General features: G+C 61.8%; 15 protein-coding genes. 1 reads left to right on the top strand and 14 read right to left on the bottom strand.

Annotated elements, in window-relative coordinates:
- Positions 1-44: 44 nt before the first annotated feature.
- Positions 45-467, bottom strand: coding sequence for a CoA-binding protein (locus AC3A6F_RS19275; RefSeq protein ID WP_487683615.1), 423 nt, complete (start codon positions 465-467; stop codon positions 45-47).
- 111 nt (positions 468-578) lie between these two features.
- Here AC3A6F_RS19275 and AC3A6F_RS19270 point away from each other — a divergent pair, with 111 nt between their 5' ends.
- Positions 579-1,205, top strand: a complete 627-nt coding sequence (locus AC3A6F_RS19270) for a peptidoglycan recognition protein family protein (protein WP_487683613.1) — start codon at positions 579-581, stop codon at positions 1,203-1,205.
- Positions 1,206-1,228: 23 nt separating this feature from the next.
- Here the strand turns inward: AC3A6F_RS19270 and AC3A6F_RS19265 are convergent, their stop codons facing one another.
- From AC3A6F_RS19265 to AC3A6F_RS19205, 13 genes are all read right to left on the bottom strand, one after another.
- Positions 1,229-2,923, bottom strand: coding sequence for a serine hydrolase (locus tag AC3A6F_RS19265; protein WP_487683610.1), 1,695 nt, complete (start codon positions 2,921-2,923; stop codon positions 1,229-1,231).
- Between the two features lie 79 nt (positions 2,924-3,002).
- Entirely contained in the window at positions 3,003-5,033 is a 2,031-nt protein-coding gene (locus tag AC3A6F_RS19260) for a DUF4214 domain-containing protein (RefSeq protein WP_487683607.1), read from the bottom strand.
- 120 nt (positions 5,034-5,153) lie between these two features.
- Positions 5,154-5,576, bottom strand: a complete 423-nt coding sequence (locus AC3A6F_RS19255) for a F0F1 ATP synthase subunit epsilon (protein ID WP_005664028.1) — start codon at positions 5,574-5,576, stop codon at positions 5,154-5,156.
- Positions 5,577-5,607: 31 nt separating this feature from the next.
- Positions 5,608-7,011, bottom strand: coding sequence for a F0F1 ATP synthase subunit beta (gene atpD, locus AC3A6F_RS19250; protein WP_123068513.1), 1,404 nt, complete (start codon positions 7,009-7,011; stop codon positions 5,608-5,610).
- Positions 7,012-7,054: 43 nt separating this feature from the next.
- Positions 7,055-7,930 carry a F0F1 ATP synthase subunit gamma gene (gene atpG, locus AC3A6F_RS19245; RefSeq protein ID WP_320468512.1) on the bottom strand — a complete coding sequence of 292 codons (876 nt, stop codon included), beginning with the start codon at positions 7,928-7,930 and terminating at the stop codon, positions 7,055-7,057.
- 56 nt (positions 7,931-7,986) lie between these two features.
- Positions 7,987-9,528 carry a F0F1 ATP synthase subunit alpha gene (atpA, locus tag AC3A6F_RS19240; protein ID WP_487683603.1) on the bottom strand — a complete coding sequence of 514 codons (1,542 nt, stop codon included), beginning with the start codon at positions 9,526-9,528 and terminating at the stop codon, positions 7,987-7,989.
- A gap of 68 nt (positions 9,529-9,596) precedes the next feature.
- Positions 9,597-10,130 carry a F0F1 ATP synthase subunit delta gene (locus AC3A6F_RS19235; protein WP_487683600.1) on the bottom strand — a complete coding sequence of 178 codons (534 nt, stop codon included), beginning with the start codon at positions 10,128-10,130 and terminating at the stop codon, positions 9,597-9,599.
- 2 nt (positions 10,131-10,132) lie between these two features.
- Positions 10,133-10,603 (bottom strand): F0F1 ATP synthase subunit B, encoded by a 471-nt coding sequence (locus tag AC3A6F_RS19230; RefSeq protein WP_123068509.1) that lies wholly within the window; start codon positions 10,601-10,603, stop codon positions 10,133-10,135.
- A gap of 77 nt (positions 10,604-10,680) precedes the next feature.
- A complete protein-coding gene (gene atpE / locus AC3A6F_RS19225) occupies positions 10,681-10,926 on the bottom strand; it encodes a F0F1 ATP synthase subunit C (RefSeq protein ID WP_005664041.1) in 246 nt (81 codons plus the stop codon).
- 85 nt (positions 10,927-11,011) lie between these two features.
- On the bottom strand, positions 11,012-11,845 hold the full coding sequence (gene atpB, locus AC3A6F_RS19220; RefSeq protein WP_123068508.1) for a F0F1 ATP synthase subunit A: 834 nt from the start codon (positions 11,843-11,845) through the stop codon (positions 11,012-11,014).
- A 4-nt stretch (positions 11,846-11,849) separates the two neighbouring features.
- Complete coding sequence (locus AC3A6F_RS19215) at positions 11,850-12,185, bottom strand: ATP synthase subunit I (protein ID WP_487683596.1); 336 nt, start codon at positions 12,183-12,185, stop codon at positions 11,850-11,852.
- 375 nt (positions 12,186-12,560) lie between these two features.
- Positions 12,561-13,439, bottom strand: coding sequence for a ParB/RepB/Spo0J family partition protein (locus AC3A6F_RS19210; protein ID WP_487683593.1), 879 nt, complete (start codon positions 13,437-13,439; stop codon positions 12,561-12,563).
- Between the two features lie 23 nt (positions 13,440-13,462).
- Positions 13,463-14,233 carry a ParA family protein gene (locus AC3A6F_RS19205; protein WP_147934952.1) on the bottom strand — a complete coding sequence of 257 codons (771 nt, stop codon included), beginning with the start codon at positions 14,231-14,233 and terminating at the stop codon, positions 13,463-13,465.
- Positions 14,234-14,240: the final 7 nt, after the last annotated feature.

Below are 14,240 nucleotides of genomic sequence, written 5' to 3'. Positions count from 1 at the left end.
CGTCGATTGTAGCGCAAGCCAGGTCCCCGGCAACCATGCCGTTCTCACTCTTCCAGGTTGCGGTGCTCGATCTTGATGCAATGGTTCATGACCACGTCCAGCCCGGCGGCGCGCGCCAGGTCGGCGGCGGGCTGGTTCTCGATGTCGAGCTGCATCCACAGGCAACCGGCGCGCACGGCGATCGCGTCGCGCGCGATCGGCCCGATGTCTTCGGATTTGCGGAAGCAGTCGACGATGTCGATGCGCTGGCCGCTGCTGGCGAGGGCGTCGGCGGCCTCTTGCAAGGTCGCGTACACGGTCTCGCCGTGGATGGTCTGGCCGGCATAGCTCGGGTTGACCGGCAGGATGCGGTAACCATTGTGCTGCAAGTAGGCGCCCACTTCGTTGCTGGCGCGGTCTTCTTTATTCGACATGCCGACGATGGCGATGGTCTTGCTGTCGCGGAGGATCTGGGCAATGGTTCTCATGCTGTCTCAGGACGTTGTTATCGTTGGGATCAGCTTATCAGGTTTGTATGCTCTGGCGTTGCACGGTCAAACGTGGAAAGATGGCGGCTCATCCTTCCTGAATATGTGCCCATGAACCTCGGACCTGTTTCGCGTATCGGCGCCTTGCTTGCACTGGCCCTCTCGATAGGCAGCGCACACGGCGCCGAATCCCTGCCGGACGTCGAACGCGCCATCGTACCGGTCGCCAGCTGGGGCGGCACGCCGTCCATTGATGCGAAGGCGCGTCGCCACCGCATCACCCACATCACCTTGCACCACCAGGGCGAGCCGTTCAAGCCTGGCACCGATCCGCAAGCCTACCTGCGCCGCCTGCAGACCTGGTCGCGCGCTGAAAAAGGCTGGCTCGACATCCCCTACCACTACGTGATCGACCTGGAAGGCCGCATCTACGGCGCGCGCGACATCGCCTATGCCGGCGACACCAATACCGACTACGATCCGAAGGGCCATGCGCTGATCGAAGTGGTCGGCAATTTCGAAGAGGTGGAGCCGAACCAGCGGCAGCTCGATGCGGTGGTCAGCCTGATGGCCATGCTGGCGAATAAATACCAGGTCTCGCTCGACGACATCCAGAGCCACCGCGATTACTCGGACAAGACCGTGTGCCCGGGCGAGAACCTGTACCGTTACGTGAAGGACGATTATTTCAGGCACAAAGTGGCCTTGCGCCTGGCGCAGGAGCAGGCCGCGAAGTAGGCTGCGGCCTGATCAGTTAGTGCTCACTGCACGCGCGTGCCTGGCGTAGCCTGGCCGTTCTGGTGCAACACGACCTCCGGCGAACCATCGGCGGCTTTCCCGAACCGGAGTTCGGCATTCACGTCGCGCGAGAAGAACACGTCCTGGCTGGCCGGGAAGATCTCGATCTTCCGCTGTCCGGTCGCCTGCGCGTAATAGCGCTCGCCCTCGCGGCTGACCGTAATCGAAAACTGCGGCGCGAGCTGGTAGGCGCCGGCGCGCGCATCAAAGCCGGCGTTGTCGATCTTGACCGCCTCGCGTTCGGCGGGCGCATCGCCAATGCGCTCGTTGCGCGTGCGCTCGCCGGCGTTGTCGACCGTGACGTGGGTGACCTTGCCCTGCGCATCCCATTCGAACTCGAAGCGCGCCAGCGTCCCCGGGAAGAAGAAACCGTCCTTCGAATAAGGTGTCAGCGCGGCCGGCGACCGGTCGCCGCGCGCCATCATGAGCTTGCCGTCGCGGCTGGTGAAGGTGCGCTTTTCCTTGCCGTCGCGCTGTTCATTGCCGATATCGTAGACGCCTGTGAATGCATCGAGGGCCTTGGCATCGAGCTTGAATTCCTTCGGCTCCATGAACGGCTTGCCGATTGCCAGTGCCGCCGCCTTCTTGGCCAGCACTTCGGGATTGGCGTTGCCGCTGTCGGCATTGCTCAGCACCGCCACGAACACCTTCTGCTCCGGCAGCCGCAGCGCATGGGTGCGGAAGCCATTGATGCCGCCGCCGTGATCGATCATCGGCGTGCCTTGCAGGGTGCCGACGCCCCAGCCGTAACCATAATCGGTCGACTTCTCGGGACTCAGCTTGTACGAGGTGAAGGCCATCTTCCAGCTCGCGGGCTTGAGCAGCTTGCCGGAGGCGATGGCGGCATCCCATTTGGCCAGGTCGTCCACGGTCGACACCAGCGCGCCGGCCGCATACGGCTGGCTCATGGACAAGGGCTGCGCCGGCGCGAACCCCTTCTCTTGCGCGCTGTAGCCGGCCGCGCGCGGCGCGCTCGAACGCTCGACACCTTCATACGCGGTGTCCTTCATGCCCAGCGGCGTAAAGATGCGCTGCTCGAGAAAGCTCGCGTAGCTCGTCCCCGACACCCGCTCGATGATCGCGCCCAGCAGGAAGTAGCCGCTGTTGTTGTAGCGGAACTGGGTGCCGGGTTCGAACTCGAGCGGGTCGTTCCTGAAGCCGTCGATCATCTGGGCGACGGTGAAGTCCTTCCCCATCGTCGACACATAGCCCGACTTGCCGGTATAGCTGACGATGCCCGAGGTATGGGTCAGCAGGTGCTCGACCGTGATGACCTTGCCCTGGGTCGGATAGTCGGGGAAGAAGCGCGTGATCGGATCGTTCAGGGCCAGCTTGCCCTCCTCGGCCAGCATCAGGATCGCCACCGCCGTGAACTGCTTGGTGATCGACCCGAGGCGCAGCACGGTGCCGGGTGTCAGCGGCGTCTTCGCGGCCACGTCGGCGGCGCCATAGGCCTTCCTGAACACCGTCTTGCCGTTTTTGACCACGATGACCGTGGCGCCGGGGTCGTCCGCCTTGTACTGGGGCTTGAACAGCGCGTCGAGCCTGACGGCCAGCGGCTGCGCCGCGGAAGCCTTGGTGGCCGGCTGCTGCGCTTGCGCGAGCACGGGAGTCGACAGCAGTATGACAGCAACAGCGACGGCGGAGAGTTTCAGCATGACGGCTACCCTTCTTGACGAGTTGTGATTCTGCTACTGTAACCTCACTGGACCGACTGCGGCCAGCTCCGGTGAAAATTCAGCCGACGTACGGCGTGTAGGCGATGCCGTGTCCGATGGTGACGATCAGCGCGTCCTGGTTTTCCGGCGATTCGCTGAAGCTCTCCAGCACCTGGGCGCGCGATAATCCGTCCTTCTCCATTGCCGCGATCCAGTAGTCGCGCCCCGCGGCGTCGGGTGCGCGGTGCAGCACGTGCTGGTACATCTTGTCGACCAGCTGGGCGTTGTCCGGATTGGCGCCGAACACGGTCTTGAATTCCAGCGAGTCGACGAAGTGCCGCGCCACCTGGTCCAGCGCCATCCCGGCCGACATGCGCGAGATCCAGTAGCCCAGGCCTTCCAGGTCGGGCTTGCGATCGAAGGCGGCCTGGTAGATGCGGTAGGCGCGCGCCGCGATGCCATCGGTGTCGAAGGTGACGTCGGCATCGGCGAATTGCAGGTGTTCGATGTCGTGCAGGTAGCTGACGCTTCCGTCCTTGGCCTTCACTTCGTGGCGCCAGGTGGTCTTGTTGAGGGTGTAGTCCTTCACCGAACCGGCGAAGCGGGCGATGTCGAAGCCGGCGTCGCCATACAGTGTGTCGGCGCCGCCGGCGCCGTCGAGGATGTCGTTGCCGTCGCCGCCGCGCAGCACATTGCTCCCCGCCGTGCCGCGGATCAGGTTATCCAGCGCGTTGCCGGTGGCGTTGCGCGCCGTGCCGGTCAGCTGCAGGTTTTCCACGTGATCGGCAAGCGTGTAGTTGTCGAGCGACGTGATGACGGTATCGATTCCCTGCCCTGCATATTCGACGACGATGTCGCCGCGATGGTTCACCTCATAGGTGTCGTTGCCCAGGGCGCCGGCCAGCGTATCGGCGCCGGTGCTGCCGACGTGGCGTCCGTCGACGGCAACGGTGGTGAACTCGGGACGCGGCGCCACGAAGGTGTGGAATACGGGGTGCAGCGTCGGCAGGTCTTCCATCTTCGCACCCATGTAGGCCACCATGGAGCCATCGGCCGAGATTTCGGCCGATGAGTAGCCGATGAGGTCGACCTCCGGCGCGCGGGTGACCAGGCCTACGCCGCCCGTCTGCACGTCTTTCACGTAGAGGTTGGCCATATAGGGCTGGACACCGTCGAGGTCCATGTCGGCGCTGGTCTCCAGCGTTACGTAGCGGCCATCCGCCGAGATGCTGTACATCGTGGCGTAATTGAGCGGCCGGCCCGCGGCATCCTCGGATACGCGCACGATCGCGCCGGTGACCAGGTCCTTGACGTAGACGGCTGAAATAGTGGTGGCGCCATCGGGCACCAGGTTGGTCGCGTTCGATTCGAAAGCCACGTAGCGACCGTTGGCCGACAGCGCCGACCTGAAGATATAGCCATCGCCGATGACACCGGCGGTATTCGATTGCACGGCCACGGTTTTGCCGGTCAGCATATCGTGAACGAAGTGGTCCGACCTTTCGTTGGTATCGCCGGGAATGACGTTTGATGCATAGCTCTCGAACATGACCATGCGGCCATTGTCCGACACCCCCCAGGCATTGGGCTTGCCCTCGTTCAGGGTCTTGTTCAGCGCATCGACGGTGCGTGTTTCCCCGGTGAGCCGGTCGCGCAATTGCAGGGTGCCGAAATACGCCCCTGGAAGCGCTTCGGTATCGGCCAGAATATAGCGGCCATTGCTGGAAACGGCCCCAACGTACGGAGTCGGGTTTCCCGCCGCGCCCGTGCCCAGCGGCGGCGCGAGCGAGGTCTGGCCGGTCACGAGATTCGTCGCGTACGCGGTATAGACGGCAGCCTCGTCCCTGGCCTCGAAGAACACCTGGCCCGTGTCCCAGTTGGCGCCGAGGAAGTGCGGATATTCATTGCCACCGCCCGCGGGTGGGCGCAGCGGCACCACGCTGCCATCGGCGAGGTCGAGCACGACCATGCCCTCGGTGTAGTCGCTGCCGCCGATGAATTCGGTGGCGCCCTCGACCCAGACCACTAGCCAGCGGCCATCGGGCGACAGATAGGGCCGCGTGGCGTACTGGGGAACGGTGAGGACATGGGTGAGCGAGGTGATCGCCATAGGAAAAGGCTCGGCTGAATGAAAGGACGTAAATATACCAAACAGACAAGCTAAATTTTCATTTAGCAATAAAAAAAGGCAGCCCGAAGGCTGCCCCTTTTATTGCCGAGCTTGTTCAGCTCAACGGCCTTTCGACCGCAGCTTCTGGATCGCCGCCAGCTGCGCGACCGCTGCGGCCATTTCGGCCTGGGCTTTCGCGTAGTCGATGTTCGAATCCTTGTTCAGCATCAGCTCTTCAGCCTGTTTCTTGGCTGCGGTTGCTTTCGCTTCGTCCAGGTCGCCACCGCGGATCGCGGTGTCGGCCAGCACGGTCACGCCGTTCGGCTGCACTTCGAGGATACCGCCGGCTACGAAGACGAACTCTTCGCCGCCGCCGGCCACCTGGATGCGCACGGCGCCCGGGCGGATGCGCGTGATCAGCGGGGTGTGCTTCGGGTAGATACCCAGCTCACCCGCTTCACCCGGCAACGCGACGAATTCGGCCTGGCCGGAGAAGATCTGCTCTTCGGCCGAGACTACGTCAACGAGAAATGTGTTTGCCATGTGTGTCCTTCAGTTAGACGAAGAAGCCGACTTAGGCAGCCAGTTTCTTGGCTTTCTCGATAGCCTCTTCGATCGTGCCGACCATGTAGAACGCTTGCTCCGGCAGGTGATCCAGTTCGCCCGATGCGATCATCTTGAAGCCCTTGATCGTGTCTTTCAGCGAAACGTATTTGCCTGGTGCGCCGGTGAAGACTTCAGCGACGTGGAACGGCTGCGACAGGAAACGCTGCATCTTGCGAGCGCGTGCGACGACCAGCTTGTCTTCTGGCGCCAGTTCGTCCATGCCCAGAATCGCGATAATGTCACGCAGTTCCTTGTAGCGCTGCAGGGTGTTCTGCACGGCGCGCGCGGTGGCGTAGTGCTCTTCACCGACGACCAGCGGATCCAGCTGGCGCGAGGTCGAATCGAGTGGGTCGACCGCAGGGTAGATACCGAGCGATGCGATGTCACGCGACAGAACGACGGTCGAGTCCAGGTGGGCGAAGGTGGTGGCAGGCGACGGGTCGGTCAAGTCATCCGCAGGGACGTAGACGGCCTGGATCGAGGTGATCGAACCGGTCTTGGTCGAGGTGATGCGCTCTTGCAGGCGGCCCATCTCTTCGGCCAGGGTAGGCTGGTAGCCCACTGCCGATGGCATACGGCCCAGCAGTGCCGAGACTTCGGTACCGGCCAGGGTGTAGCGGTAGATGTTGTCGACGAAGAACAGGACGTCCTTGCCTTCATCACGGAACGCTTCAGCCATGGTCAGGCCGGTCAGCGCGACGCGCAGACGGTTGCCTGGTGGTTCGTTCATCTGACCGTAGACCATTGCCACTTTCGAGTTGGCAGGGTTTTCCAGGTCGACGACCTTCGCATCGGCCATCTCGTGGTAGAAGTCGTTACCTTCACGGGTACGCTCACCCACGCCGGCGAACACGGACAGACCCGAGTGTGCCTTGGCGATGTTGTTGATCAGTTCCATCATGTTGACGGTCTTGCCGACGCCGGCGCCGCCGAACAGGCCGACTTTACCGCCTTTGGCGAACGGGCAGACCAGGTCGATGACCTTGATGCCGGTTTCCAGCAGGTCGGTCGATGGCGACAGTTCGTCGTAGGCCGGCGCGTCACGGTGGATCGACGCCATGCGCTCGTGGCTGACCGGACCGCATTCGTCGATCGGGTTGCCCAGCACGTCCATGATGCGGCCCAGGGTCGGGGTGCCGACCGGAACCATGATCGGGTTGCCGGTGTTCTGGATGATCATGCCACGACGCATGCCGTCCGAGCTGCCCAGCGCAATGGTACGGACAATGCCGTCGCCCAGCTGCTGTTGCACTTCCAGGGTCAGGTCGGAGCCTTCCATTTTCAGTGCGTCGTACACTTTCGGCATGGCGTTACGTGGGAATTCCACGTCAACCACTGCGCCGATACACTGAACGATTTTGCCATCAGCCATGTTCGTTCCTTCAGATATATAGTTAGATTCTTTTACTTGATCGTTAGACGGCTGCTGCGCCGGACACGATCTCGGAGAGTTCTTTGGTAATCGCAGCCTGGCGGGTCTTGTTGTAGACCAGTTTCAGGTCGCTGATGACACTGCCGGCGTTATCGCTCGCGGCCTTCATCGCGACCATGCGCGCCGATTGCTCGGACGCCAGGTTTTCTGCCACCGCCTGGTACACCAGCGCTTCCACGTAACGCACCAGCAGCTCGTCGATGACGACCTGTGCTTCCGGTTCGTAGATGTAGTCCCAGCCGTGGGCGCCTGCGTCGGCTTCCAGCGCCTTGGCTGGCAGCGGGAGCAGTTGCTCGACCATTGCTTCCTGCTTCATCGTGTTGATGAACTTGGTGTAGCACAGGTAGACAGCATCGAGCTTGCCTTCCTGGTACGCGTCCAGCATCACTTTGACCGGTCCGATCAGCTTGTCCAGTTGCGGGGCATCGCCCAGCTGGGTCGCTTGCGACACCAGCTTCATGCCGACGCGGTTCAGGAAGCCCAGGCCCTTGTTGCCGATGGCGACTGCCTCGACACGGTTGCCCGCTTGTTCCTGCTCACGCGCCTTCTGCGTTACCTGGCGCAGGATGTTGGTGTTCATGCCGCCGCACAGACCCTTGTCGGTCGTGATGACGATGAAACCCACTGCCTTTGCCGACACACCCTTGGCTTGCGCCATGAATGCGTGCGTGTACTCCGGGTTTGCGCCCGCCAGGTTGGCGGTGATATTACGAACCTTGTCACTGTAGGGACGGGCGGCGCGCATGCGATCCTGCGCCTTGCGCATTTTCGATGCGGCGACCATTTCCATCGCCTTGGTGATCTTCTTCGTATTCTCTACGCTCTTGATCTTGCCACGAATCTCTTTGCCTGCTGCCATGAGTCCTTACTCCTTCCGGGCACCGGCGCCGCCCGCGGGCGGCGCCGGTCCATCAATTAATATGCGCCGGATTTCTTGAAATCAGCAACAGCGGCGGCCAGCAGTGCTTCGCTGTCCTTGTCCAGTTGCTTGGTTTCGTCGATCTTCGACAGCAGGGCAGCGTGACCCGACTTCAGGAAGGCGTGCAGGCCGTGTTCGAATGGCAGCACTTTCTTGACTTCGATATCGTCCAGGTAGCCCTTGTTGACGGCGAACAGCGAGGCGGCCATCAGCGAGGTCGACAGTGGCGAGAACTGCGGCTGCTTCAGCAGTTCGGTCACGCGCGCGCCGCGGTCCAGCTGCTTGCGGGTCGATTCGTCCAGGTCCGATGCGAACTGCGCGAACGCAGCCAGTTCACGGTACTGCGCCAGGTCGGTACGGATACCGCCCGACAGGCCCTTGATGACCTTGGTCTGGGCAGCGCCACCGACGCGCGACACCGAGATACCGGCGTTGATCGCAGGACGGATACCGGCGTTGAACAGCGAGGTCTCCAGGAAGATCTGGCCGTCGGTAATCGAAATCACGTTGGTCGGCACGAAGGCCGAGACGTCGCCAGCTTGCGTTTCGATGATCGGCAGTGCGGTCAGCGAACCGGTCTTGCCGGTGACGGCGCCGTTGGTGAACTTCTCGACGTAGTCGGCGTTCACGCGGGCTGCGCGCTCGAGCAGACGGCTGTGCAGGTAGAACACGTCGCCTGGATACGCTTCGCGGCCTGGTGGGCGGCGCAGCAGCAGGGAAATCTGGCGGTAGGCAACTGCTTGCTTCGACAGGTCATCGTACACGATCAGTGCGTCTTCGCCGCGGTCGCGGAAGTATTCGCCCATCGCGCAGCCCGAGTAGGCCGAGATGTACTGCATGGCGGCCGATTCCGACGCCGATGCTGCCACGACGATGGTGTATTCCATCGCGCCGTGGGTTTCCAGCGAGCGCACGATGTTCTTGATGGTCGATGCTTTTTGACCGATCGCGACGTACACGCAGGTGACGCCCTGACCTTTCTGGTTGATGATCGCGTCGACAGCGACAGCCGATTTACCGGTCTGGCGGTCGCCAATGATCAGCTCACGCTGGCCACGGCCGATCGGCACCATCGCGTCGATCGACTTGATGCCGGTCTGCATAGGCTGCGACACCGATTCGCGGGCGATGACGCCTGGCGCGATCTTTTCGATCGGGGCGGTCAGGGAGGCAGCGATCGGACCTTTGCCGTCGATCGGCTGGCCCAGGGCGTTGACCACGCGGCCACGCAGTTCAGGACCGATCGGCACTTCCAGGATGCGGCCGGTGGTCTTGACGATGTCGCCTTCCGAGATGTGCTCGTAAGCACCCAGGATGACCGAACCGACCGAGTCGCGCTCGAGGTTCATCGCCAGGCCAAAGGTGTTGCCTGGGAATTCCAGCATCTCGCCCTGCATCACGTCCGACAGACCGTGGATGCGGCAGATACCGTCGGCGACCGAGATGACGGTGCCTTGGTTGCGGACGTCGGCAGTGGCTTCGAGGCCCTGGATCCGGCTCTTGATCAGCTCGCTGATTTCAGATGGGTTAAGTTGCATGCTAGCTAACTCCAATTATAGTTTCTTGATGCGTAGGGCAAGGGTGAGTCGTCGGCGGTGCGATTGACTCAGGACGCGAGCGCAACGTGCATCCGTTGCAGCTTGGCGCGTACCGAGGTATCGAGCACTTCGTCACCGACGACCACGCGCACACCACCGATCAGCGAGGGATCCACTGTCACCGTTGGGTTCAGCTTGCGGCCAAATTTCGTTTCCAGCGTGGCGGCCAGCTGCGACAGCTGGTCGGCCGAAAGCGCGAACGCGCTGAAGATCGTCGCGTCGGCTGCGCCTTCGCTGGCGTTCTTCAGGAGCGCGAACTGGGCGCTGATTTCCGGCAGCAGGTTGATGCGGCCGTTTTCTGCCAGCATCGCGATGAAATTCTTCGCTTCTGCAGTCAGCGGAGCCTTGACCAGCGACGCAATCGTGTCCGCCAGTTGTGCATGCGTGACGTGCGGGTTGCTGGCGAAGGCCTGCACATCGGAGTTGGCGCCGATCTGGCCCAGTTCCGACGCGATGGCCGACCACGCGTTCAGGTCGCCGGTTTGGGCGACACGGAACAACGCTTCGGCGTAAGGGCGGGCGACGGTTGCGAGTTCTGCCATGATCAGAGCTCGGTCGACAGTTGCGACAGCAGGTCGGCGTGCGCCGCTGCGTTCACTTCACGCTTCAAGATCTGCTCGGCGCCGGCAACCGCGAGGGCTGCAACCTGGCCACGCAGTTCTTCGCGCGCGCGCGTCACTTGCTGCTCGGCGTCTGCCTTGGCGGCAGCGACGATGCGCGCGCCTTCTTCGACGGCGGTTTTCTTCGCTTCTTCGATGATCGCAGCAGCGCGCTTTTCAGCGTCGTTGATGCGCTTCTGGACTTCGTCACGGGCGCCGGCCAGTTCGGTCTGGACGCGCTTTTCGGCGGCAGCCAGGTCGGCCTTGCCGCGGTCGGCAGCGGCCAGGCCACTCGCGATCTTCGCAGCGCGCTCGTCGAGCGCTTTCATCAGCGGCGGCCACACGAATTTCATCGTGAACAGCGCCAGGATGAAGAACACCACGAGCTGTGCAAGCAGGGTTGCATTAAGGTTCACGGTTTTATCCTTCTTACAGAAACACGGATGCCGAACCAGAAACTGGTTCGGCCCTTCAAGACCTCGAGACGCGAGTCTTAGACTGGAACGAACGGGTTAGCGAACGCGAACAGCATTGCGATACCAACGCCGATCAGGAATGCCGCGTCGATCAGACCAGCCAGCAGGAACATCTTGGTCTGCAGGGTGTTCATCAGTTCTGGCTGACGTGCAGAAGCTTCCAGGTATTTACCACCCATCAGGGCGATACCGATACAAGCGCCGATTGCGCCCAGACCGATGATCAAACCGCAAGCCAGTGCAACAAAAGAAAGGTCAGTCATGAAAAACTCCAAAAGTTAAATTAAAAACTAAATTAAAAACTACAACTTCTTTACAACCACGTTCACTCGATGCTTGCGGCTTCGATCAGTGGCCTTCGTGAGCCTGACCGAGGTAAACCAGCGTCAGCATCATGAAGATGAATGCCTGCAGGAGCACGATCAGGATGTGGAAGATCGCCCAGATGGAACCGGCAATCACGTGGCCGATGAAACCGAACATCGTTGCGGTACCGCCCAGCAGTGCGATCAAGAGGAACAGCAGTTCGCCGGCAAACATGTTACCGAACAGTCGCATACCGAGCGACACCATTTTTGCTGCGTATTCGATGACGTTCAGGAGCAGGTTGAACGGCGCCATCCAGATGCCGAACGGTGCCGAGAACAGCTCGTGGAGCCAGCCGCCGAAGCCCTTGATCTTGATGCCGTAGTAGATCATCAGCAGCAGCACGCCCAGCGACATGCCGATCGGACCGTTCAGGTCGGCGGTTGGAACCACACGGTGATACGGGAAAATGTGCTCGACGCCGAAGGCGGCGAACAGCCATGCCCACATGTCGACCGGCAGCAAGTCCAGCGCGTTCATCAGGACGATCCAGACGAACACGGTCAGTGCCAGCGGCGCGATGAAGCTGCGGTCGCCGTGCACGATGGTCTTGGCCTGGTCGTCGACCATTTCGAACATCATTTCGACGAATGCCTGGAAACGGCCAGGAACGCCGGCGGTCGCATTACGCGCGGCGGCCCACATCAACAGGCAGGCGGTCAGGCCCATCGCGATCGACCAGAACATGGTGTCGTAGTGGATGACCGAGAAATCGACCGGGCCCACCTGGTACTGGTTCTTCAGGTGGCCCAGGTGGTGAATGATATATTCTGATGCGGTGGGCGCGTGCGCTGCGCCGTCTACTGGAGTCGCCATGTCGTCATTGCCTAAATAATAAGATGATGTAACTTTTCAGTGCCACGATGAGTCCGGCGACCAGTGCCAGCCAGTTTAGATCGTGATACAGCCACGCAGTTGCGCCTAAAAGCGCCAGCGTTAATGCAATCTTTACAAATTCCCAGATGAAAAATGTCGCGGGACTCGCCGTACCCGAAGCGGACGCGGCGAACAAGCGCACTGCCATGATCCCGTTGGGCACGACACAACACAAACCGCCCAGTACCGCCGAAAACATCGCAGCCCATCCCCCCAGTAGTGCGGCGATGAGGCCGACGACTACCGTTGCTATCAGCTGCAGGGAAACGATGCGTAGCATATTCTTTTAGCTCTTGCGCTAGCGCATTTTGGACGTACTACGAGGTGATAATTACAAGAATCGCCGGAATTATAAGTGGTTATACGGACGTGAGTCAAACGATTCCACACTTATAACTGGGACGAATATATGGCGAAAATGTGACACGATGCCGGCGGATAGCGCAATATTTTCAGCTACTTAGCCTCAGATCGTGTATAGAGGGGGATGTGACAATTGCGCTGCTTTACGTAGTTACTGCGTGCTTACTACGACAGTGAGTGCGCTGGTCTGGCCGGCGCGAAAGTTGGTAGCGCTAACGCTTCCGAGGTGGCCGGCGAGATAGCCGGGCCCGCTGCAACGCCACCCCATGCAAGCGGGTGGCGTCCCTGTTTTCTACGCGCGCAGACGCGCGAGCACACCCTCGAGGATGTCCAGGTCGGCAAAGTCGATGATCATCTGACCCCTGCCTTTCGTGCCCATCTTGAACAGCACCGGCGTCGCCAGCTTGTCGGACAGTTCTTCTTCAAGACGCACGATGTCGCCCGGCTTGTCCTTGGCGCGCGCCGACTGGGCCGGAGCGTTTTGTTCTTCGAGCGCGCGCGCGACCAGCTTCTCGGTCTCGCGCACCGACAGGCGTTTGGCAATCACGTGATTGGCCAGCGCAATCTGGTGCGCGCTGTCAACCGCCAGCAAGGCTCTAGCATGGCCCATGTCGATATCCCCTGCCATCAGCATGGTCTGCACCGGCTGCGCCAGGTTAATCAGGCGCAGCAGGTTCGACACCGCGCTGCGCGAGCGGCCGACCGCACCGGCCGCCTGCTCGTGCGTGAAATTGAAGTCCGAGATCAGGCGCTGGATACCCTGCGCTTCCTCCAGCGGATTCAGGTCTTCGCGCTGCATGTTCTCGATCAGGGCCATGGCCGCCGCGGCCTGGTCGTCGACGTCGCGCACCAGCACCGGGATCTCGTCCAGGCCCGCCATCTGCGCCGCGCGGAAGCGCCGCTCGCCGGCGATGATCTCGTACGGCGTGCCGCTGCCCGCCGGCAGCGGGCGCACCAGCACCGGTTGCATGATGCCCTGGGTCTTGATGGAGGCGGCCAGCTCGGACAGGCTCACTTCATCCATGCGGGTACGCGGTTGATACTTGCCGGCCTGGATCTGGGTGACGGCCAGGACCGAAGGGAGATTGCTTGCGGCGGGCGCGGCGTCCATGTCGCCGCCGAGCAGGGCGTCGAGCCCGCGGCCCAGTCCCTTGAGTTTTTTGGTTGCCATTGTCGTGTCAGCTTTCCTGGTGATTACATGGTCTTGATGCGCTGAACCATTTCCGCGCCAAAGGCGATGTACGCCTGCGCGCCTTTCGACGAAGGATCGAAGGTCACGCCCGGGATGCCGTAGGACGGCGCTTCGGCCAGACGGACGTTGCGCGGGATGATGGTCTTGAACACCTTGTCGCCAAAGTGCTGCTCGAGCTGGTTCGAGACCTGCTGCGACAAGGTCATGCGCGGGTCGAACATCACCCGCAAGAGGCCAATGATCTTGAGGTCGGTGTTCAGGTTGGCGTGCACCTTCTTGATCGTGTTGACCAGGTCGGACAAGCCTTCCAGTGCGTAGTACTCGCACTGCATCGGGATGATCACGCCATGCGCGGCGCACAGGCCGTTCAAGGTGAGCAGCGACAGCGCGGGCGGGCAGTCGACCAGGATGAAGTCGTAGTCGGCATCGACCGCGGCCAGCGCATCCTTCAGGCGGCGCTCGCGGTTCTCGAGCGACACCATCTCGACTTCGGCGCCCGCCAGCTCGCGGTTGGCGGGCAGCACGTCGAAGCGCCCCGCCTCGGAGCGCACGCGCGCACCGGCCACGTCCGACTCGCCCAGCAGCACCTGGTAGATCGACGACTCGAGTTCGGCCTTGTTGATGCCGGCGCCCATGGTCGCATTGCCCTGCGGGTCGAGGTCGACCAGCAGCACGCGCTGGTCCAGTTTAGCCAGGCCCGCCGCCAGGTTGACGGAGGTGGTGGTCTTGCCTACCCCACCCTTCTGGTTCGCTACGCAAAATATCTTCGCCATCTATTCT

It is taken from the genome of Massilia sp. Soil_C_3, assembly GCF_057657035.1.
The sequence above is the reverse complement of the archived record's forward strand: the minus strand, read 5'-3'. Positions and strand labels throughout refer to the sequence as shown.